The sequence below is a fragment of the Lachnoclostridium sp. genome (assembly GCF_031997925.1).
In the GTDB taxonomy this organism is placed as follows: Bacteria; Bacillota; Clostridia; order Lachnospirales; family Lachnospiraceae; genus Lachnoclostridium.
Genome location: NZ_DAMADT010000011.1, coordinates 90,071 through 111,399 on the forward strand (window position 1 = coordinate 90,071; position 21,329 = coordinate 111,399).

24 protein-coding genes and 1 tRNA gene are annotated in these 21,329 nt (G+C 32.7%); 19 read left to right on the forward strand and 6 right to left on the reverse strand.

Annotated elements, in window-relative coordinates:
• Positions 1-13: 13 nt before the first annotated feature.
• From RTP52_RS09575 to RTP52_RS09600, 6 genes are all read left to right on the forward strand, one after another.
• Positions 14-1,189, forward strand: a complete 1,176-nt coding sequence (locus RTP52_RS09575; RefSeq protein WP_312106107.1) for an aspartate aminotransferase family protein — start codon at positions 14-16, stop codon at positions 1,187-1,189.
• 220 nt (positions 1,190-1,409) lie between these two features.
• Positions 1,410-1,847, forward strand: coding sequence for a DMT family transporter (locus RTP52_RS09580; protein ID WP_312106109.1), 438 nt, complete (start codon positions 1,410-1,412; stop codon positions 1,845-1,847).
• Between the two features lie 156 nt (positions 1,848-2,003).
• Positions 2,004-2,717, forward strand: a complete 714-nt coding sequence (locus RTP52_RS09585) for a helix-hairpin-helix domain-containing protein (RefSeq protein WP_312370836.1) — start codon at positions 2,004-2,006, stop codon at positions 2,715-2,717.
• An 87-nt stretch (positions 2,718-2,804) separates the two neighbouring features.
• Complete coding sequence (locus RTP52_RS09590; protein ID WP_312106112.1) at positions 2,805-3,494, forward strand: response regulator transcription factor; 690 nt, start codon at positions 2,805-2,807, stop codon at positions 3,492-3,494.
• A complete protein-coding gene (locus RTP52_RS09595) occupies positions 3,451-4,902 on the forward strand; it encodes a HAMP domain-containing sensor histidine kinase (RefSeq protein WP_312370839.1) in 1,452 nt (483 codons plus the stop codon). The genes RTP52_RS09590 and RTP52_RS09595 overlap by 44 nt, the downstream gene beginning before the upstream one ends.
• A gap of 50 nt (positions 4,903-4,952) precedes the next feature.
• Positions 4,953-5,882 carry a GerMN domain-containing protein gene (locus RTP52_RS09600; protein ID WP_312106116.1) on the forward strand — a complete coding sequence of 310 codons (930 nt, stop codon included), beginning with the start codon at positions 4,953-4,955 and terminating at the stop codon, positions 5,880-5,882.
• Positions 5,883-6,042: 160 nt separating this feature from the next.
• Here the strand turns inward: RTP52_RS09600 and RTP52_RS09605 are convergent, their stop codons facing one another.
• Positions 6,043-6,294, reverse strand: coding sequence for an NUDIX domain-containing protein (locus RTP52_RS09605; protein ID WP_312370842.1), 252 nt, complete (start codon positions 6,292-6,294; stop codon positions 6,043-6,045).
• Between the two features lie 76 nt (positions 6,295-6,370).
• Between RTP52_RS09605 and RTP52_RS09610 the strand changes: the two genes are divergently transcribed.
• From RTP52_RS09610 to RTP52_RS09650, 9 genes are all read left to right on the forward strand, one after another.
• Entirely contained in the window at positions 6,371-8,977 is a 2,607-nt protein-coding gene (locus RTP52_RS09610; protein ID WP_312370844.1) for a DNA internalization-related competence protein ComEC/Rec2, read from the forward strand.
• Between the two features lie 145 nt (positions 8,978-9,122).
• Positions 9,123-9,290, forward strand: a complete 168-nt coding sequence (locus RTP52_RS09615; RefSeq protein WP_312106944.1) for a hypothetical protein — start codon at positions 9,123-9,125, stop codon at positions 9,288-9,290.
• A gap of 126 nt (positions 9,291-9,416) precedes the next feature.
• Entirely contained in the window at positions 9,417-10,352 is a 936-nt protein-coding gene (locus RTP52_RS09620; protein ID WP_312370846.1) for a magnesium transporter CorA family protein, read from the forward strand.
• A gap of 156 nt (positions 10,353-10,508) precedes the next feature.
• The gene (locus tag RTP52_RS09625) at positions 10,509-11,573 is read left to right on the forward strand and encodes a lysylphosphatidylglycerol synthase transmembrane domain-containing protein (protein WP_312370847.1); all 1,065 of its coding nucleotides are present in this window, start codon (positions 10,509-10,511) and stop codon (positions 11,571-11,573) included.
• Positions 11,557-12,180, forward strand: a complete 624-nt coding sequence (locus tag RTP52_RS09630) for a CDP-alcohol phosphatidyltransferase family protein (RefSeq protein ID WP_312106950.1) — start codon at positions 11,557-11,559, stop codon at positions 12,178-12,180. The genes RTP52_RS09625 and RTP52_RS09630 overlap by 17 nt, the downstream gene beginning before the upstream one ends.
• Positions 12,181-12,491: 311 nt before the next feature.
• Positions 12,492-13,358 (forward strand): phosphatidylserine decarboxylase, encoded by an 867-nt coding sequence (locus tag RTP52_RS09635; RefSeq protein ID WP_312106952.1) that lies wholly within the window; start codon positions 12,492-12,494, stop codon positions 13,356-13,358.
• A 145-nt stretch (positions 13,359-13,503) separates the two neighbouring features.
• Positions 13,504-14,481 (forward strand): DNA polymerase III subunit delta, encoded by a 978-nt coding sequence (gene holA / locus RTP52_RS09640; protein ID WP_312370849.1) that lies wholly within the window; start codon positions 13,504-13,506, stop codon positions 14,479-14,481.
• A 299-nt stretch (positions 14,482-14,780) separates the two neighbouring features.
• Positions 14,781-15,092: a PadR family transcriptional regulator gene (locus RTP52_RS09645; protein WP_312107689.1), complete on the forward strand. Its 312-nt coding sequence runs from the start codon at positions 14,781-14,783 to the stop codon at positions 15,090-15,092.
• A 237-nt stretch (positions 15,093-15,329) separates the two neighbouring features.
• Complete coding sequence (locus tag RTP52_RS09650) at positions 15,330-16,700, forward strand: DUF4097 family beta strand repeat-containing protein (protein WP_312370851.1); 1,371 nt, start codon at positions 15,330-15,332, stop codon at positions 16,698-16,700.
• A gap of 145 nt (positions 16,701-16,845) precedes the next feature.
• On the opposite strand, the gene RTP52_RS09655 is transcribed toward RTP52_RS09650, so the two are convergent.
• Positions 16,846-17,049: a hypothetical protein gene (locus tag RTP52_RS09655; RefSeq protein WP_312370854.1), complete on the reverse strand. Its 204-nt coding sequence runs from the start codon at positions 17,047-17,049 to the stop codon at positions 16,846-16,848.
• A 153-nt stretch (positions 17,050-17,202) separates the two neighbouring features.
• Positions 17,203-17,850 carry a class I SAM-dependent methyltransferase gene (locus RTP52_RS09660; RefSeq protein ID WP_312370857.1) on the reverse strand — a complete coding sequence of 216 codons (648 nt, stop codon included), beginning with the start codon at positions 17,848-17,850 and terminating at the stop codon, positions 17,203-17,205.
• A 274-nt stretch (positions 17,851-18,124) separates the two neighbouring features.
• Here RTP52_RS09660 and RTP52_RS09665 point away from each other — a divergent pair.
• Positions 18,125-18,210 (forward strand) — tRNA-Ser (locus tag RTP52_RS09665).
• Positions 18,211-18,361: 151 nt separating this feature from the next.
• Here the strand turns inward: RTP52_RS09665 and RTP52_RS09670 are convergent.
• The 3 genes from RTP52_RS09670 to RTP52_RS09680 are packed head-to-tail and all read right to left on the reverse strand — an operon-like array spanning position 18,362 to position 20,480.
• Entirely contained in the window at positions 18,362-19,468 is a 1,107-nt protein-coding gene (locus RTP52_RS09670; protein WP_312370859.1) for a tyrosine-type recombinase/integrase, read from the reverse strand.
• Between the two features lie 57 nt (positions 19,469-19,525).
• On the reverse strand, positions 19,526-19,984 hold the full coding sequence (locus RTP52_RS09675; protein WP_312370861.1) for an ImmA/IrrE family metallo-endopeptidase: 459 nt from the start codon (positions 19,982-19,984) through the stop codon (positions 19,526-19,528).
• A 46-nt stretch (positions 19,985-20,030) separates the two neighbouring features.
• Positions 20,031-20,480 carry a helix-turn-helix domain-containing protein gene (locus RTP52_RS09680; protein ID WP_312370863.1) on the reverse strand — a complete coding sequence of 150 codons (450 nt, stop codon included), beginning with the start codon at positions 20,478-20,480 and terminating at the stop codon, positions 20,031-20,033.
• A gap of 224 nt (positions 20,481-20,704) precedes the next feature.
• On the opposite strand from RTP52_RS09680, the gene RTP52_RS09685 reads away from it, so the two are divergent.
• Genes RTP52_RS09685 through RTP52_RS09695 form a run of 3 tightly spaced genes read left to right on the forward strand, consistent with a single transcriptional unit; the run spans position 20,705 to position 21,266 of the window.
• Positions 20,705-20,890, forward strand: a complete 186-nt coding sequence (locus tag RTP52_RS09685; RefSeq protein WP_312370865.1) for a helix-turn-helix domain-containing protein — start codon at positions 20,705-20,707, stop codon at positions 20,888-20,890.
• A gap of 13 nt (positions 20,891-20,903) precedes the next feature.
• Positions 20,904-21,086 (forward strand): hypothetical protein, encoded by a 183-nt coding sequence (locus RTP52_RS09690; protein WP_312370867.1) that lies wholly within the window; start codon positions 20,904-20,906, stop codon positions 21,084-21,086.
• 12 nt (positions 21,087-21,098) lie between these two features.
• On the forward strand, positions 21,099-21,266 hold the full coding sequence (locus RTP52_RS09695; protein ID WP_312370870.1) for a helix-turn-helix domain-containing protein: 168 nt from the start codon (positions 21,099-21,101) through the stop codon (positions 21,264-21,266).
• Positions 21,267-21,329 lie beyond the last annotated feature (63 nt).

The following is a 21,329-nucleotide window of genomic DNA, read 5'->3' on the forward strand; positions in this document are numbered from 1 at the left end:
AATGGAGGTTGGGATGGAGAACATAATGAATCAACAAGAACAGGTACTGATGCATACTTATAGTCGTTATCCTGTTGTTTTAGACCATGGGGAAAGTGTTTATCTCTACGATGTTAATGGCAAAAAATATCTTGATTTTGTTTCTGGAATTGCAGTATTTGCTCTTGGCTATGGTAATGGGGAGTATAACAATGCATTGAAAGAACAGATAGATAAACTCATTCATACGTCGAATTATTTTTATAATGAGCCTGTGCTTGCTGCAGCAAAGAAATTACTTAAGGCAACTGGAATGGATCGTGTATTCTTTACCAACAGTGGAACGGAAGCAATCGAAGGTGCAATTAAGTTGGCAAGAAAGTATTATTACAAGAAATACGGTAAGGCAGATAGTGAAATAATTGCCATGGAGCATTCCTTTCATGGAAGAAGTCTTGGGGCTTTATCAGTAACTGGTACGAAAAAATACAGAGATGCCTTTGAACCACTGATTGGTGGTGCTGTTTTTGTTCCTTATAATAACTTGAATGAGTTAAAGAGTAAAATTTCTGTTAAAACATGCGCAATATTAATGGAAACAATACAAGGAGAGGGTGGTATCTACCCAGCGGATCCTGAGTATTTAAAAGAAGTTCGTAAGATCTGTGATGAAAAAGGTATTATACTTATCTTAGATGAAATTCAATGTGGGATGGGACGCTGCGGTACTATGTTTGCTTACGAACAATATGAAATACGTCCAGACATTGTTACTACCGCCAAAGCATTAGGATGCGGGGTACCCGTCGGTGCATTTGCAGCGAAAGAATTCGTAGCAAATGCTCTAGAACCTGGTGATCATGGAACTACCTATGGTGGAAATCCACTGGCAACTGCAGCTGTTTCTAAAGTTTTTGACTTATTTGAACAGGAGCAGATTTTATCGAATGTTAATGATGTGGGGGATTATTTACGGGAAAAATTACTGGAGCTTAAAATGGGAAATAGCTCAATTGTTGATTTGAGAGGAAAAGGGATGATGCTTGGCTTAGAATTTAATATTCCAGTCAAAGATATCATTGCTCGTGCATTAGAGAAGAACCTTATCTTAATTTCAGCTGGAACTAATGTGATACGATTCTTACCGCCGTTGATCATAGAGAAGAAGCAAGTAGATGAAATGATATCTATAATGAAAGAATGTATATAGATTGAGTATTTTATGATTAGTAAAAGTCTAATTTAGTAATCTTTATAAGAGAGCTAAATTAGGCTTTCTTTATTCAGAAAAAGGGAAATTAACAAAGTAGAATCCAAAGGTAACAATCCTTAGCATCTTTAACGCATACAATTTGGAAGAAGAGGGGAAACTACAAACGTTGAAGAGAACTATGCGCGAGAAAGCGTAAGGATAATTAGGAGGTTTTATAATGATAGGTTGGATTGTAGCATTAATTTCAGGTACGTTAATGAGTATACAGGGAGTATTTAATACAGGTGTTACAAAGCAAACAAGTGTGTGGGTAGCATCTTCTTTTGTTCAATTTTCAGCTTTAATAGTCTGTTTAGCAGCTTATTTTATCACGGGTAGGGAAGGCAACTTTGGACAACTGATTCGAATTCAGGATAAATACATGTTACTCGGCGGAGCGATAGGAGCGTTTATAACATTTACTGTAATTCAAAGTATCGGTTCCCTTGGTCCAGCAAAGGCTACCATTCTTATTGTGACCGCCCAATTAGTAGCTTCTTATATTATTGAGCTTTTCGGAATCTTTGGAACGGAAAAAGTTCCTTTTGAATGGAGAAAGCTGATTGGATTGGCACTTATGATAGGAGGTATCATAACCTTTAAATGGGAAAAATAGATCAATAGTAGAAAAAGACACAAATTTTTCTAGTCATAAATAATCAAAAAATATTTGCTATTTCCACTTGTATTCACCTATCTAATTAGGTACAATGTTATTGTGTAGTGTATTGAGACTATTGCTCCTAAAGGTTATCAATGAAAGGATAATCCTATGGAGAAAAAAAGTAAAATTGCAGGTTTTTGTTTGATATTAGCTCTTATAGTTGCCGGGGGCATTTATTCAAGTACTGTTTTTGGTGGAAAGTCAGATCCCGAAGTAGTACAGTTAAATGATGAGGGTAAGAAACAAGAGATTCCAAAAGATCCAAAGGATACTTCGGAAGAATTAGCTGACATTACTATAGTGAATGAAAAAGAAGTAAGCAAGGAAAACTTAGAGCAAGAACTGTCATCAGAGGCTGTTATTCATGTCTGCGGAGAAGTAAATAATCCTGGAGTATATACTCTTTCAGAAAAAGCAAGAGTTGTTGATGCTATCGAGGCTGCGGGAGGAGTTACGAAGGATGCAGCAGAAGATGCTTTTAATCAAGCCGCTTTGATTACAGATGGACAAAGAATTTATGTTCCAAATAAAAAGGAAGTGGAAACGCTATCCGATGCAGAAATTGCAGAAGTCGTACTTTCTACCCCGATAGGGAAAGGAAAGAACGATGAAAGTTCTAATAAAACAAAAGTCAATATAAATAAAGCAACGAAAGAAGAACTTATGACTATTCCCGGAATTGGAGAAGCAAAAGCGTTAAGTATTATCTCTTATCGAACAGAGCATGGTGTTTTCTCAACCATTGAAGAACTTCAAAATATATCCGGAATTAAATCAGCAGTTTTTAATCGAATGAAAGACTTCATTACAGTAGGAAAATAGGCAAGATTGCACAATCAAGGAACAAGATTTTTCCTTGTAAAAGTGGTATGGAAAAGAACAGATACAGAGATGAAAGAGGTGGATTCGTTGAGTAAAAAAGTGCTTGTAGTAGATGATGAAAAGTTAATCGTTAAGGGAATTCGTTTTTCACTCGAACAAGACGGTATGGAAGTAGATTGTGCTTATGATGGTGAAGAAGCACTTGTTTTCGCGAAACAAAAAGAATACGATGTTGTTCTTCTTGATGTTATGCTCCCAAGAATGAATGGATTTGAAGTATGCCAGCAGATTCGTGAATTTTCTAATATGCCGGTCATCATGTTAACGGCCAAAGGTGATGATATGGATAAGATTCTAGGATTAGAATATGGTGCAGATGATTACATTACAAAACCATTTAACATTTTAGAAGTAAAAGCTCGAATCAAAGCAATTATGAGGAGAAATACAAGAAAGGCTTCAGAAGCAGAAGCATCTAAGACGATTGTCTATGGTGATCTAAAGATTGATAGTGAGAGTCGCCGTGTATTTATTTCAGAAAAAGAAATTAATCTTACTGCGAAAGAATTTGATGTACTAGAATTGCTAGTTCTTAATCCGAATAAAGTATACAGCAGAGAAAATTTACTAAACATCGTATGGGGTTATGATTATCCAGGCGATGTCAGAACAGTGGATGTGCATATCCGCCGCTTAAGAGAGAAGATTGAAGAAAATCCTAGCGAGCCTAAGTATGTACATACTAAATGGGGTGTTGGTTATTATTTCAAAAATTAAAAGTAGTTTTAAAAGTATGCGTCTGCATATGCTGATTGCATTGATGGTAGTCGGATTAGTTCCGGCTGCCATTTTGACGACCGTATTAAGTCACTCTTATAAGAACGAAAGTATTAACGAAAAGCTAAACAATGTTCAAACATATGGATCATATGTTGCAAACAAAATATTATTTAGCGGATTCTTAACGAATGCATCGTCGAATGAAATCACAACGCAATTGTCATGGTTAGCAGACCAATATGATGGAAGGATTCTCGTTGTAGATAATACTTTAAAAGTAATTTCAGATACTTACGGAAAAGAAGCTGGTAAGGTGTTGCTATCCTCTGATGTTATTAAATGCCTAAGAGGGGTAACTACTACAAAGAAAAATTTAGGTACAAAAAAAGCTGAAGTTATGATTCCAATCATTTCATCGGATCAGCCATTACCACTAGGCGTTATTATTATGAATGTTTCTTTGGAAAGAGAATATGCAATATTAAGTAACATGGGACAAGAGGCTATGGTTTATTGTTGGCTTATTTTAATTGTGTTATTTATAGTAGCTTTTCTCTATTCGAAATATATGGTAATGCCATTAAAAGCAATTATAACCTCCATCCATCATGTTTCTGACGGATATATGGATGATGAAGTTAATATACAAGGATTTACGGAAATTGAAAAGATTTCCGATTCCTTCAACGACATGTTAGGTAGAATGAAAACATTAGAAGAATCCAGACAGGAATTTGTGAGTAATGTATCCCATGAATTAAAAACACCGATTACTTCCATCAAAGTACTTGCAGATTCTTTGTTAAATCAACCAGATGCACCGGTTGAACTATACCGTGAATTTATGTCGGACATTAATGAAGAAATCGAGCGTGAGAATAATATCATCACTGACCTATTATCCTTAGTTAAGCTTGACAAAAAAACAGGTGAGATGCATATTGCAACGGTTAGTATTAATGAGCTACTTGATATTATACTAAAACGTTTAAAACCGATTGCTATGAAGCGAAACATTGAGCTAGTATATGAAAGTTTTCGAAGTGTATTAGCTGAAGTGGATGAAGTTAAGTTATCACTTGCGATATCGAATTTAATTGAAAATGCAATCAAATACAATGTTGATGACGGATGGGTCCGTGTCTCCTTAAATGCAGACCATAAATATTTGTATATCAAAGTAGCAGATTCTGGAATTGGAATTCCTGAATCTGCACAAGGCAACATCTTTGAGCGATTCTACCGAGTTGATAAAGCAAGAGCAAGGCAAACTGGTGGAACAGGTCTTGGTCTTTCTATAACAAAGAATGTTGTATTAATGCACAATGGTGCTATAAAAGTTTACAGTCAGGAAAATGAGGGGTCTACCTTTACCTTACGAATTCCGCTCAGCTATATTCCATAGGAAGAATAATGCTATGTATATGGTAGAATATCGCATTTGGAGGAAAGTATATGAAAAAATATTGCTTTTGGTTCGTTCTTTGCCTTTCCCTGTTCCTTATTGGATGCCATAAGAAAGTGAATGAACCAGTGACTGGAACAAAATTATTTTATATTAACAACGATGAAACAGCAATTGTATCCGAGCCTTATGATTTGCAAAGTACAGATAGAAATGGACAGGTTGAGGAGTTTTTAAAAGCGTTAAGTATTGAACCACAGAATTCGGATTATAAACTTGCAAAACCCAAAGATATTACATTACTCGGTTATAACTTTGGTGATGCAGGACAGTTACAATTAGGGTTTGATATTAATTATTATAATGTTACTGGTATTTCCGAAGTATTGATGAGGGCAGCTATCGTAAAGACATTTACTCAAATTGAAGGGATTACTAATGTCGAATTTTATGTTAATGGACGTCCTTTGATGTTGGATGGTGAAAACTGGGTTGGTATGATGAGTGCTGATAATTTTCTTGATAATGCAGGTGATTTTACCTCATATTCTCAGATAGACCAAGTTTCCATCTTTTTTGCCAATGAAACTGGGGATGGGTTATTAGAATCAGTTCGAACGATTGAATATAACGGAAGTATACCGATCGAGCAGATTATTATAGAGCAATTGATTGCAGGCCCGCTTGATATTGAACTCAAAGCAGGAATGCGAGCGACAGTTCCAGAAAATACTGTTCTTAATAAAATAAGTAAGAAAGATGGGATATGTACTGTAGATTTAAGTTCTGAATTTTTGAATAAATTGCCTAAAACTACAGAAGCAGTGACGATTTACTCTATTGTTAATACACTTATAAGTGAAGAGAATATTGATAGGGTACAAATACTAATTAACGGTGAAGTAACCAATCTATATCGAAAGATTGCACTTGATCAACCGCTGGAACGAAATCTTGATATTATTAAGAGTGAGAAGTAAAAAAAATTCCTAAGTAAATAATATAAAGGAAATAATAATATAAAAGAAATAATAAGATAAAAGAAATAATATTACAAAGGAAATAATAATACAAAGGAAGAATGGAGTTCTTTAAGTTCTATTCTTCCTTTTATACATTTATTTTAATATTCAATAATTATTATATGATCGCATTTTTTCTCATTTCTATCATATTATCTGAAAGACAGTCAAGTGAAAACCATTGTAAATCAGAACACTTATCAGGTTTCATAATGTTAGGTGTTCCAAGATAGAAAATAATTAGGAAATAGATATCGTAGTAGGTACGATTTCCATTTCTACCAACACGATGAGTTATATGAGCAAAACTGATATCTTCTATATTAACTTCAATTCCAAGTTCTTCTGCACATTCTCGCGCTACAGCCATTTGAGCAGTAGGTAATGAATACTTCCCATATAGTATATCAACAGTTATATTTAATATATTTGGAGGAAAAGATATTATGGTAAAACGTCCGTTCGTTTACATAGTGTTAGGGTATATCTTTGGAATTTTGCTATATAGCTTTATACCAGATAGCAAACAACAGCTTGTTACTTTTCCTATGTATATATCGATTGTGATATTAATAGTTTTACGCTTTAAGCTAAACGTAGAAAAGAAACAGAATTCGATAGAAATCTACAAATGTAGAATGGATTATAGTAGCACTTTCTTAAGAATAATAGGTAATTTGAAAACAAACCATACAAATTATTACGTAGGATTCTTCCTTATATTAATAACTTCTACCTTACTTGGATTTCACTTTATGAAGATTGAATTAAGAAAAGAAGTGATAGAACAGGAGATAATAGAATCTACGGAAGTAACGGTACTAGGTAAGATATACGACATAAGTAGAACAAATAAGGGATTGACTTTGACCATTGGTAAAGGTGTGGTTTCAACTAAGGAAGATAAGAATCCTAAAAAGTATTACATGAAAGAAAAGATTCAGGCATATATCACTGTAGAAAAAAGTCCTGAAATTATAAATGGAGTCACCACCTATAAAATAGGAAATTCTATATTACTCAACGGAACACTAAGCCCATTATCCCATGCAAGAAATCCAGGACAATTTGATGAATATACTTACTATAAGACAAAAAATATCAGTTTTAAACTATATCCCAAGCAAGTTACTTTATATTCTGATGAATTTTCTCCTTTATCACATGCATTCTACAAATGTAGACAATGGCTTTCTGATCAAATGTTAACTATCTTACCAGAAAAAGAAGCGGGTGTAATGAGCGCGATTTTATTTGGTGATAAATCGATGCTTCCGGAGGATGTTTCTGATTTATATCAACAAGGTGGGATTTCCCATATGATGTCAGTGAGCGGGTTACATATATCTTTACTAGGATATGCTATCTATAAACTTCTATCTAAATGTCGACTTTCAATTCAAGTATCCATCTTTTTATCAATAGTATTTTTGCTTTGCTATGGGGCATTAACCGGATATTCAGTCTCAACAAAAAGAGCAGTTATCATGTTTACCTTATCAATCGGTGCAGTGATTTTTGGAAAAACTTATGATATATTATCTTCCCTGTCTCTAAGTGCACTTATTATCTTAATTCAACAACCTAGAGAATTATTTTCCGCAGGATTTTTACTCTCGTATGGGGCAGTACTTGGAATTGTTTTAATTTATCCAAAACTATGTAACTTAAGCGAGTCCATTTCGAATAAGAAAACGAAAAAGATAATCGAAGCATCTTTCTTAAGTATATCAACGCAGATTATGACATTACCACTTCTAGCATATTTCTTTTATGAAATTCCTCTTTATTCCGTTGTAGTGAATCTAATACTGGTTCCATTTTCAGCTTTTCTTCTTGTATCATCAAGTATTGCTTGTTTCCTGTCTTTTTTCTCGATTAAAGTTGCAAGATGGATTATCGGTGCATCTTATTATATTTTAAATGGATATGAGTTTATCTGTGGTGTTAATTTAAAACTCCCTTATCATTATATTTTGGTAGGTAAAATTCCTATCTACCAGATTATACTTTATTATGTCATTTTATTTACAGTCTTTACTAGTATTCCAATTATAAGAGATAGAAGAAGCGTGGTTAGTGATGTAAGTGAGTGCAGTAATCAGAAAAGTAAAAAAATTAAAATAATTTATCTACAATATTTTCTTCTCATACTTTTAGTACCTCTTCTAATACTTTGGAAAGGGAAAGAACTTAAGATCACATGTCTTGATGTGTCACAAGGTGATGGTATTGTTGTGGAAAAGGAAGGGATAACGTGTTTAATTGATTGTGGTAGTAGTGATATTAAGGAGGTCGGTAAATATAGATTAATCCCATTCCTTAAAAGTAAGGCGATAGGTGCTATAGAGTATGCTTTTATATCTCACTCAGACTACGATCATTTAAGTGGCATCTATGAGATTTTAGATTCTATGCCAAGATTAAAAGACGGTAACTTTCAACGTAGTTATACCGGAAAGATCGTAATACGAAATCTTATCCTTCCTAAAATACCTACATATGATGAAAGTTTTCAAAAACTAATTTCGCTTGCTAATGAAAAAGGAGTGAAAATTCATTTTTTTTCTACCGGCGATGAATTAAAATGGAATGGGGTAACTTTACGGTGTCTTCACCCTAGTAATAATTATGTTACGACTTCAAATAATGCTCATTCCTTAGTACTTTACTTGAACTATGGAGATTTTCAAGGAATATTTACGGGGGATGTGTCACAAGATGGAGAAATCGCAGTACTTTCCGAAATCAAGAAAATAAGAGAATTAGGAATGATAAATTCTGAAGAATTTATTGAATTTCTTAAGGTAGCCCACCATGGCTCGAACACTTCTAGCACGGAAGAATTTCTTGACGGTATTAATCCAATCTATTCCGTTATCAGTGCTGGTAAAAACAATCGTTATCATCATCCGCATCCTCTGGTTTGTACCCGTTTTCATAATAGGAATCTCTCTTATGATTTGACTATGGATTTGGGTGCGATTGAAGTAATAACGGACGGTACTCTAATGAAGAAAAATAGCTTTATAACGGAGAGGTATGATAATTGATAGGTATGATGATTGATAGGTATGATGATTGATAGGAGAGACTTTAAAGTCAAATATTCTGTTGGTTTAAACAGATATAGGATTGTTCTTTGGTAGAAAATGTATTATGATAGGTGTTATTATGATGATAACAGGGTGAGAGAAGATGAAGGTATGTTTCTATTGCAATTTGAAGATGGAAGATACGATTTCAAAAATACCAGCAGCCAAAGAATATACGATTAAAATACCAGCAGCCAAAGAGTATGCGGTTAAAGGATTTCATGAGAAAAAAGGTTCCTCTGGGTACAAGGTAATAAACTGGACTTTTTAATATATCAACTACTAACTTAGAAATCAGTTGAAAATTACAACAGAAGGTGTATACTACAGTATAGATTTGGAAAAGGTTAAACTAATGATTAAATCACACCGAGTGCATTACGAAAGGAGAGAGGATATGTTTTATGAAATATCCAATACCGTTAAACCAGTAGGCTATAGAGAAATTAAGAATAGTGAATCAATCTATGTTGGTATCATTACACTAAAAGAACTAGAAGAGATTTATGAGTTTTTTGATTTTTCAGAATCTACATTAACTACTTGTCGTAGTGAGAATAAAAACATGCAAAATACAATTGCAGTATATGATGATTACAGCTTTGGTATCATCAATGTCATTGATAGTAAGGATATACACAAAAGTCCTGATAAAGTAGCTTTTTATATTATGAGTAATTTGTTTTTGATTGTTGATATATTTGACGAAGACAAAAGTACGATATCAGCACTTGATATGGTGCTAGCAAGGACTAAACAAAATAAAGTTACGTTGGAAAAAATAATCTATAACTTTTTGTCTCGTCTTATCTTTGAAGAAAACATAGAAATAGAGAATCTGGAATTAAAGATTAGTAAACTGGAAAAACAAGTATTTTCCAATGAAATAAAAAACTTTAATGATGAGTTGCTACTTATACAAAAAAAGCTATCAACCATGAGAAATTATTATGAACAGCTTGTTAATATAGGCGAAGATTTAATGGAAAATGAGAATGATATCTTTCAGGACGAGAATCTAAGATATTTCAAAATGTTTACTAACCGAGTTGATAGGCTATCGAACAATATTCAAATGCTTAGAGATTATGTATCACAGGTTCGAGAAGCATATCAAGCTCAGATGGATTATAATATTAACAATATTATGAAGGTGTTTACGGTAGTAACAACAATTTTCTTACCACTTACACTTATTGTTGGATGGTACGGAATGAATTTTGAATTTATGCCTGAAATTACTTGGAGATATGGGTATTTGGGAGTTGTATTCTTAAGTATTGTTGTTGTTATTTTATGTATTATATGGTTTAAAAAGAAAAAGTTAATGTAGAAATTTCTGGAATAGTCTGTGGCTTCAGATGCTTATCATTGACAATCATCGCTAGAAATAGTATACTCTTACTAATGGATTAATATCTGAAAGTGTGTCTTCTTATCACATTTTGTAAGAGCGTTAGTTCATCTTGTATGTATGGGGGTTGTATCATTGCCAAAAAAATATGTAAAATATGTTGTGAACATTGGATTTTTGTTCGCTATTTTTCTTACAACCTTTTATCTAGTATTCAAAGATCAGGAATTAAACGCTGTGTTAGATTCCATCCATCGGGCTAAGAATGGATATATAATATTAGGAATAATCTTAAGTTTATTGTTCGTAAGTTCAGAATCTGTTATTATTCAATACCTGATGTATACGGTAAAAGAAAAGGTTTCATTTTTACGTTGTCTTAAGTACTCTTTTGTAGGATTCTTTTTTAGTGCCATTACGCCTTCCGCTTCTGGTGGGCAGCCAATGCAAGTAATATCCATGAGCCGTGATGGTATTAATATGGCGGTATCTACAGTAGTGCTTATGATTGTAACTGCTGCATATAAAACAGTATTAATTATTTTATGTCTGATTGCAGCAATCTTTGAATGGAATTATATTTCGATTCATGCTTCCAATATTTGGTTTTTGATCTTGTTTGGGGTTATTGCAAATGTAGGCTTTGTCTTACTCTTAGTAATTGCAGTATTCAAACAATCTTTTGTAACTAAAATTGTAGGCAAGACCATTCTATGGCTAGGGAAACATAGAATTATTAAGAATCGAGAAAAATGGTTGAGAAAAGCATTAAAAACGTTAAAAAAGTACGATAAGAGTGCTGATTATATTAAAGGAAACAAAAAGGTTTTGTTTCATGTTTTTATTATTACGTTATTACAAAGAATTTGTCTTTTTTCGGTTACTTATATAATTTATTTAGCATTTGGTCTTCGTGGTGCAAGTGCATTTCAGATAATTGCATTGCAAACTATAATTGCTCTTGCGGTTGATTCATTGCCACTTCCTGGTGGAATGGGGGCTAGTGAGAGTAGCTTTTTAGTTATATTTTTGACAATCTTCGGAGAAGAATTCGTTTTGCCTGGAATGTTATTAAGTCGAGGAATTACTTACTACGCTTTACTTATAATTAGTGCGCTTGTTACAGCATTTGGTTCCTTAAAGCAAAAACGGAAGAAAAATTTAGAGAATGGTGGAAAGCTATATGATAGGATTTTATAATTATTCGGTAATATTAACTTACCTGGGATTAGCATCAGCGATATTTGGTATGTCTCAGGCGATTACTGGAAATACTAAATGGGCTTTACTTTGCCTTATAATATCTGGTACCTGTGATATGTTTGATGGTAAAGTCGCTAGAGCGATGAAAAACCGTACAGAAGATGAAAAAGTATTCGGTATTCAAATTGATTCGCTTTGCGATTTGGTATGTTTTGGTGTATTACCGGGTATTATTGCCTATATGACCTGTCCATATAAAGCGCTGGGCATTATTAGTGCTACCTTATTTGTTCTTGCTGCTGTCATTCGCTTAGGATATTTTAATGTTATGGAACAAGCGAGACAAAAAGAAACCACAGAATGTCGTAAGTATTATCAGGGGCTACCAGTTACAACGATATCAATGATACTGCCGAGTGTATACATAATAAGCCATTTCATTGGAATAGATAGAGGTCCAAGTACGGTATATTCCATTGTATTGCTAATTGTAGCATTTTTATTTGTATATGATTTTAAAGTGAAAAAGCCTGGTAACATTGGTTGTTTCGTAATGACCGTTTATGGAGTTTGTATCTTAGCCGGTGTTATCTTTTTAAAATAGGTTATAGGAATCAATAATTGAGAAATGTCGTGATAAAAAACAGCAAGGAAAGGCACGCTTTGCAAACATTCCCTTGTCATGAATAATTTAAAGAAGAATCCTTCGTCTAAATATTAGTTAGTCGAAGGATTTTACTTTAAATGAGGGTATGAGAAAGTAGCGTAAGCGGATTGCGAATATCCGCTTTGACTTAATTTTTAGATATAACGTTCTTCGTAATTTGGACAATTAATTATTGCGAGATAGCTTTTAATTTGATATTCTTATTGTTATTACGTTTAAAAGATAATACAAAAGTATGGAGGGAAAAGATGAACTATCGTGACCGACAAGGTAATTCTTTTGAGAATACCACAAACCAAGATAAATCATTAGAAATGATGTATTCCAAAGCACCATTTCGATTTGCACTTAAAGCGTTATCCGCGCCAGTAGTTTCAAAATTAGCAGGGAAATTTATGGATTCTTTTTTGTCAGTATTTTTAATCGACTCTTTTGTGAAGAAGAATCAAATCAAAATGAGCGATTATGAAAAGAGAAAATATCATTCCTATAACGAGTTTTTCACTAGAAAAATAAAACCGAAAAGCCGTCCAATTAATATGGAACCATCTAATCTGATAGCACCTTGCGACGGTAAAGTCAGTGCTTATCCGATTACTTTGGATGCTAAGTTTAAGATAAAGAATAGCTGGTATACTATAGAGTCTATGCTGAAAAATAAAAAATTAGCGAAGGAATATGTTGGTGGAACATGCGTAATACTACGTTTGACCGTTGATAATTACCATCGTTATTGTTACGTGGATGATGCTGCTAAGGAGAGAAATCATTTTATCCCAGGTAAGTTATATACAGTTAATCCTATAATATTAGACCACGTAAATATCTATAAAGAGAATAGTAGAGCATATTGTATTTTAAATACCCTAAATTTTGGAGAAGTAGTCCAAATGGAAGTTGGTGCTCTCATGGTTGGTAAGATACATAATTACCACTCTGTTGCAATGGTAAAACGTGGACAGGAAAAAGGAAAATTTGAATTTGGTGGTTCTACCGTTGTATTGTTGTTGAAACGTGATGCTGTAAATATAGATGAAGATATCTTACGAAACACAGTGGATGGATATGAGACAATTGTAAAGATGGGTGAGAAGATTGGTACTTCGATATTCTAGGACATTCGAATATAAATCTTTATTACAAAGTAAGTAAATTAAGAATTTTAAAAAGATAATGAAAACTAATAATTTTATAAAAATAAGTTTGTGTCTTCATCACAAACTTATTTTTCAATAATGTAAGCGTAGGCATGGTGAAGAGATGAATACTTTAAAACAACATATTAAAACAAATTCCTATGAACGTTTTTACTTACTATATGGAAATGAAGCTTATTTGAAACGTTTCTATAAAAATAAGTTAAAAGCCGGAATCCTTGGTGACAACGACGAAATGAATTTTACTTATGCTGAAGGAAAAGATATTGAATGCAATGAGATGATTCATATTGCAGAAACTATGCCATTTTTTAGTGATAAAAGATTAATATTGATTGAGAATAGCGGTTGGTTTAAAAATCAATCACAATTTGCTGACTATATAAAAGAGATGCCTGAAACAACGTATGTCGTTTTTGTTGAAAATGAAGTAGACAAACGAAATCGACTTTATAAAGCGGTTAAGGATTTAGGTTATATCAGTGAGCTAAATGGATTAGATGAAAAAAGTTTAAAAATGTGGGTAGTATCTCTACTGCAACGAGAAAATAAAAAAATCACAGATGGAACTTTAACCTATTTTTTAAACAAGGTAGGAACAAATCTTGACAATATTCAAAGCGAGATAGATAAACTTGTTTCTTACTGCTATGAAAGAGAAGTTATCACGGAAGAGGATATCAAAGCAGTCTGTTCAGAGCAGATTACAGGTAAGATGTTTCAGATGCTAGATGCCATTGCATTAAAGAATCAAAAACAAGCACTAGTGATGTATTATGATTTGCTTACCCTTCGTGAAAAACCAATGACAATTCTATATCTATTAAATCGCCATATTAATCTTATTATGCAATGCAAAGCTTTGCTTTCGAAACGTATCAGTAATGCAGAGATAGCATCAAAGCTCGGAGTTCCACCATTTGCGGTTGCAAAATATGCTGCTCAAGCAAGAAATTTTACGGAAGAAACTCTAAAGAAGTCTTTGATATTGGGAACGGAAATAGAAGAGCATGTAAAAACTGGCCGTTTGATTGATCAGATTGGTGTTGAGTTGTTAATTATTAAGACGATAATAAGTTAATATTTACTTTTTACCTCGAACAAAAGAGTCTTTTGTTTCGGGGTATTTTTAAGGTGAAGTGTATTCACCAGTCTCTAATAAATTTCTAATATATTTTTTAATTCACTATATTGCAATATAGAATAGTAAGTGGTAATATATAGAGCATAAAGAAAGATAGTGAAGAGCAATTAAATTATTACTTGTAATGCGTATTACTTTGTTCAGAATGAGTAAATCAATTTATATTCGTATACTCATGTTGACGCATGTTATGTTTGAAGATTTACGCTAAACATTGAGGGAAGGAGTAAAACATTATGAATACACAATTAAAAAAAGGAGCCTTAGAATTGTGTGTATTAGCTCAATTGATTACTAAGGATCAATATGGATATGAATTGACAGAAGCTATTTCTACAAAAATGTCTATCGCATCCGGAACATTGTATTTAATCTTAAAACGATTAAAAGATGAAGATTATGTTGAAACATATTTAGTTGAATCAGCAGAAGGACCAGCAAGAAAATACTATCACATTACAGAAAAGGGAATGGAGTATTATCATAAACTTAAGTCAGAATGGGACGAATTTGTAATTGCAGTTAGTGAATTAATGAATGAATGTTAGTTACTTTATGCGGAATTTGAGGAATGTGAGGGTGCATGGCTTCCATTTGAGAATGAAATACGTAAGGTGGCGCGAGATTTGTATAAGGAACACCCGGATAGAGCGTGTGAGTAGAAATAAGCTAGTTGATTCCGTAGTTTGTAGAAAGTGCGGCTATTGTCAGTATACTTCGATAAGGAGCTTATGGGATATTGTTATATATTATAAAACCAAATCATTAGAAAAGGAGATTTTAGTATGACAAAGAGCGAATATATAGAAAAATTAAAAGAAACCTTAGTTGGATTTGAAGCAGATACTACAAGAGAAATCTTAGAAGACTATGAAGAACACTTTGAAATGGGACTTAAGAAAGGAAAATCAGAAGAACAAATCTGTGAGGAACTTGGCGATATAAATGAAATAGCGAAGGAATTGAAAGGTTTAGAGAAAGAGCACAGTTCTTCTGATACCATTAAGGATGGAAATTCAACCACTAATACCGAATGGAAGCAAGAGAAGGCAGAAGAAGTAAATCTAAATGACATCATAGTAGATGCATTATTTGCTGATGTAATTGTGATTCCATCAGGAAGCAATCAAATCAACCTCAATTATGTGAATTATGGTGATCAAAATCAACAGATGATGTATGAATTTCAGTCTTGGCAAGAGGGAGATAAGATATTTGCTAAGGTTTTTAAAAAAGAGACAAACTTTGGTTTCTTTAATTACATTAAAACTCCTCGTATGAAAATAGAAATTCGAATACCTGATTATTTCCCTAATTTACACTTAAATTCTAAAAGTGGTGATATGAGGCTAACTGGTTCAAAGAGTAATGAGGTAGTTGTTAGTACAGTTAGTGGTGATATAGAATTGCAGAACTTTCATGCTAAAACTATGCAATTAAAATCTCTAAGCGGAGATGTAAAAATAGAAAATAGTAATGGTGAAATGCTTCGCTGTAATAGTACGAGTGGGGAATTACGATTAGAAAGAGTTGATTATAAGGACTTTAGTTTAGATACCAGTAGTGGGGAGATCGAATTAATTAGAGCGGAAGGACATTCTGTTATTAGTAAAAATAAATCAGGAGACATCTCATTTAGAGATTGTAGAATTAATAAAGTGGATTCGAAGACATTAAGTGGTGATGTTACTATTGCAAACGTAATGGGAGATTCTTTTCATATGCAAAGCACGAGTGGAGATGTTAGAGCAGAAGATTCAAGGATATCTCAATTTTCTCTCCAAAGTATAAGTGGGGATGTTCGAGCATCAAGAATTAAAAGTAGTATCATAAATGCCTCTAGTAAAAGTGGGGATGTTAGCGCTACGGCAGAATCAAAAGAGTGGAGAGCCTCCACGATTAGCGGTGAAGTATCCATAACAGCAGAATGCGATGCGATGATAAAAGTGAGCACTATTAGTGGTGATGTTCGTTTGCAGTTACAAAATCATGGCAATGGGTATGAAGCAAATATTCGAACCGTAAGTGGTACGCGTAGCCTAACTTTTGAAGGAAGCAATAGTAATTTATATCGAAATGGAAGTAATGTTTTTGGAAATGGTGGTTGTAAGATTGAAGCAATTACAACTTCTGGTGATATTAGGATTCGGGGATAAGGGGTATTTATAATATTTTTGACTCCAATTAGAACAGGAAGAAATGTACGCTTTACAAACTTTCCTTATCATAAATAAATCTAAGGGTTTATGAAAGAACCCTTAGATTTATTCTTTATATAATGCTAATTACATCACCAAATTGCTATTTAAAATCATATGGATTTTTACGTTTACCTAAGCAATATCCGCTATATGTAATACCAATCAATATCAGTATAATTGATACTATAAAAATTGGTATAGAAATACTATCAGGTAATTCAGTAATAAATCGATTCGTTATAGTATAGATGAGAAAGATTAGCAAACCCACAGGATTAGCTAATGCTAATAATTTTTTCTTCATATAAAACCTCCTCTTTAAAAACTTTGAAGTTTATTATACATATAGTTTATAGATAGACGCAATTCTTAATTTAAATAGTACAGTTGTTTATTTCTATTAAAATGCTTTCATATCTTATTTGTTTTAAATGCTTCAATAAAATCCTTCGATATCCTATTTCTTACATAGACAGTGGAGAATTACACCATCTTCCGGTTTATAAATTGCACCACGCCCTGACATAATAATAGTAAAATTATTCTGCCTTGCATAAGAGGAAAGCTCATCTGGAAGAAACGTTTCCCAATATATTTCTTCACAATCGTACGGAAAAAACTTTCGACCTTCTAAGTGTAGTTCATGTGTATCCGATAAATATTCATAATCATGACCAGAAAAACTTAAAATACCATCTTTTTTTAATAATCGATTACATTCTGAGAAAAAACTTTGCTTATAATCAACTCCGTATAGTAACCCAAAGGTTTGTGCCCAGAGGATAATTACATCAAAAGAATTATCATTGAACGGAATATGACGTCCATCGTAAGAATAGAAAGGAATGGAATAACCTCTTGATTCTGCTAAAGCAGTAACCTCTGCTATGACAGAATGTGAAATATCTATTCCGACCACGGAGAAGCCCAAGTCACTTAGTGCAAATGCTTCCCTTCCCAAACCACATCCAATATTTAAAATCGATGCATTTTTAGAAAAGTACCTAATAACCTCCTTTTCCCATGTCTTTAAGCCGTTCCATGACCTCATTTCATCGACATTATCCTTGGCTTCATACCATTGTTTAACTGAATTTTGAGACATAAGTATACCTCCTTATGAGTTTGTTAAATTTTCGTATAGAAAGAAATGATAGCAAAATGAAATTGAAATCTCTTAAGGATATCATAGGTAATTATTTGATAATATTCAAGTGGATGAAATAAAAAATGGAATAAAATTAATAATATATTTTATCAAAAAGCTATATATGATGGGAAAATATTTTTAGAATATAAGAGGTAGAAATAAAGGATTGCCAAATTTCAATTTATCATGTATAATAAATACTCGTGTGGTAGCAATACCATCAATATAAGGAGATGTATCGAAGAGGCCATAACGAGCCTGACTCGAAATCAGGTTGCCTGCAAGGGCACGTGGGTTCGAATCCCACCGTCTCCGCTATCTAAAACACTTATAAATCCTTTAATTTAGCGGGTTTACAAGTGTTTTTTTGTTTTGTTAAACCATATTGAAATATACGGTATAATATTGAAATATGTGTAGTCAAGGTGTAGTCATATAGTCAAAAATGTAGTCAAAAAAAGAAAGACTACAGACATAGTCTTTCTAATTTTGCTCTTGTATTTTCTTTTTTTTCATCTAGATGAGAGTATACTTTCATTATCATTTCATAACTTGCATGTCCCATTAACCTTTGGGCTTCTTTTAAACTTATTCCAGAATAGTAGAGTTCAGTACAATAATTATGACGGAAAGTGTACATAGTAAGATCACTAATGCTTGCATCTTTTATTGGTTTATCATTATTTATTTCATTATTAATCTTCTTAAGAGCCTGAACAAAAATATTATTGTATCCACTTTTAGTACGATGCTGACCATTTTCATCCGAAAATAGAATAATATTAGTCGTAGTATTAATGTATTCAGTTATAGCATCAAAAACAAACTTAGGTGCTTGTAATGTTCGTATTCCTGAGTTCGTTTTAGGATATACAACAACTGGTTTTTTTCCATCAAATGATATTGATTTATTGATATTAATCTCTAAGTTTTTAAAATCTATATCGCTTCTTGTTATGGCATATAATTCACCAGGACGTAGCCCGCACCCATAAAGGATATATATAAATGCTTTTTCCATAGGTGTAAATTTAACGGTTTTAAGTGCGACTTTTTCGTCCTCAGTGAGTGCACGTTGTTGCTTTTTTACTCTACGTGGTAATTCAATATTTTTACATGGATTTTTTATTACCAATCCATCATCAATAGCAGAATCCAATATCTGTTTAACAGTAATTTTAATCTGTTCGCAAACTCTAGGTTTGTCCATAGTTTTGTTAATCTGTAATTGAATATCAGATTTAGTTATATCTTTTAGTTTTCTATTTTCCAAAAAAACTATATGGTTTTTTATAATGTTTCTATACATTTCCTTTGTTCTTATGCTTCTTGAAGCCTTACTTACTTCTAACCATTTATTTGCGTATTCTCCAAAAGTTATACCTTTGTCATGTGCATAAGTTCCATGCTCGATTTCGTATTTTGTTGTTGCTACCAGTTTTTCTAATTCTTTACTGCTTTTAGCATAAAGAGATATTCGTATTGGTTTTCCATCGTCGTTAAATTTACCTGTAGATACCTGTGTAAAATAACGTCCATCTGATCTAGGCTTATATTTGTCTTGTTTAGCCATTCTACCGTTCCTTTCATGAAATAGTGACTTTTCAAGTATTGTTAATATAACGTTTTGTCATTGATAAAATTTTAAAATACCAAAGCATGGCTCAAGGTAAATAATATAATCTCCATGTTTAAAACAAGGGCCTTTTTTACTTAATAATTCTTTCAATGCTTCTTCGAAGAACTCTTCTGTAATATCCATATGTTCTGCTATTTCATACTTGTTTCTGCAACCTGCAAGATAGGCACTAATTACTTTATCAAGCGTAAATAATCTGTTATAAGCTCTTATTCTAGCTTTCTTCTCTTGTTTACGATTTGATATGATATTTTGATCTAAAATATTCCCTACATTTATTTCGTAGTGGCCCATTTCTTCTGCGAGAACACATTTCTTCTGTATTAGACTCATATTACATCTAATAGCAACTTTGTTTCCGAGTATTCTTCCATCGTTTCCTAATAGTCTTTTTTCTTTAACAATAAGACCAATTTTATCGGCTTCAACTAGCAAATCATCATATTCCATATAATTCACCTCAGGTAGTTGTATGATTATAGTATATTAAATTAAATTAAAAATCTTTATCATTCATTATATCATCATCGTTTTTCATCTCATCATCTGTTGGTTCTATATCTGTCCTTGAATGAGCAGCATTTAAGATATTTCGATCATCGTTATTTGCATATTCAGATAGACTAACTAAATAACTTAAATATCTTTTTGTTTCATTCATACCATTTTTATTTAATTTTTCAATTGAAGACATAATATCAAGATATAACATAGCTTCTTCGTCAGAATCAAACTGCATCGTCATGTCAATTTCTTTCACTATTCCCATCATATAATTTAGAGTTACACCAAAATATTCAGCTATTTTTAACATCTTATCTTGCTTAGGAGTGCTTCTTCCATTTTTCCAATCGGATAATGTACTGTATGGGATTCCTGTGTCTTTAGCAACTTTGTAGAGCGATAAGTTGTGTGATATTAATAATTTTTCGAAGATTTCATACATGATTTTTATGCACCTTTCATAATAATAAAACATTTTATAAAACCACAATAAAACCTCTTGACTATAACGCATAACCGTGATAACATAAATGTAACGGAAATGCGGTATATCTAAAAAGTAACAAAACTGATATGCGGTATATAATGTATTTACGAACCTTAACAATCGTAGTATAACAGAAATCCGTAATAAAAGCAAGTGAAATTTTACAAAAGGAGGGAAAAATGTACGAAAAGTTTTATAACCTATTATTCCAGAGAAATATTACAGCTTACAGAGTAGCAAAAGATACAGGAATACCTATTGCAACTCTATATGACTGGAAATATGGGAAGAGTAAGCCAAAAGTCGATAAGCTGTTAATTTTAGCTAATTACTTCGACGTAAGCATTGATTATTTTATTAAGTAAAAGGAGTGATTAAATGGAACCGAGGAAAGTAATAAGCATTTCAGAACTGGTTGAGCTTGGATGGAAGAAAGATACACTTCTTCAAATTGCAAGAAGTAAGAACTCACCAGCATTTAAAACTCCGGGAGGAGGTAAATGGCTTTTCGATGTAAAGAAGTTTGAGAAATATGTTGATGAAAGACTAGCGGTTAATTAAGAAAGGAGCACAATGGAACAATTGTATTCAATTAACACAGTTGAGGATGTAGCAAAGTATTTAAGAGTAAGTGTAACTACGGTCTACCGGTTAGTAAAGTCTGGAAAGTTAAAGAGTATTAAATACTTAGGTAGATTAAGAATCACAAAAGAAGCAGTTGAAGAGTTTATAAATTTGTAGAAAGGAGCACTATGAAAAAAGTGGACAGGTGGTGTAGAGATTGAAACAAAAACTTAAAAGCGG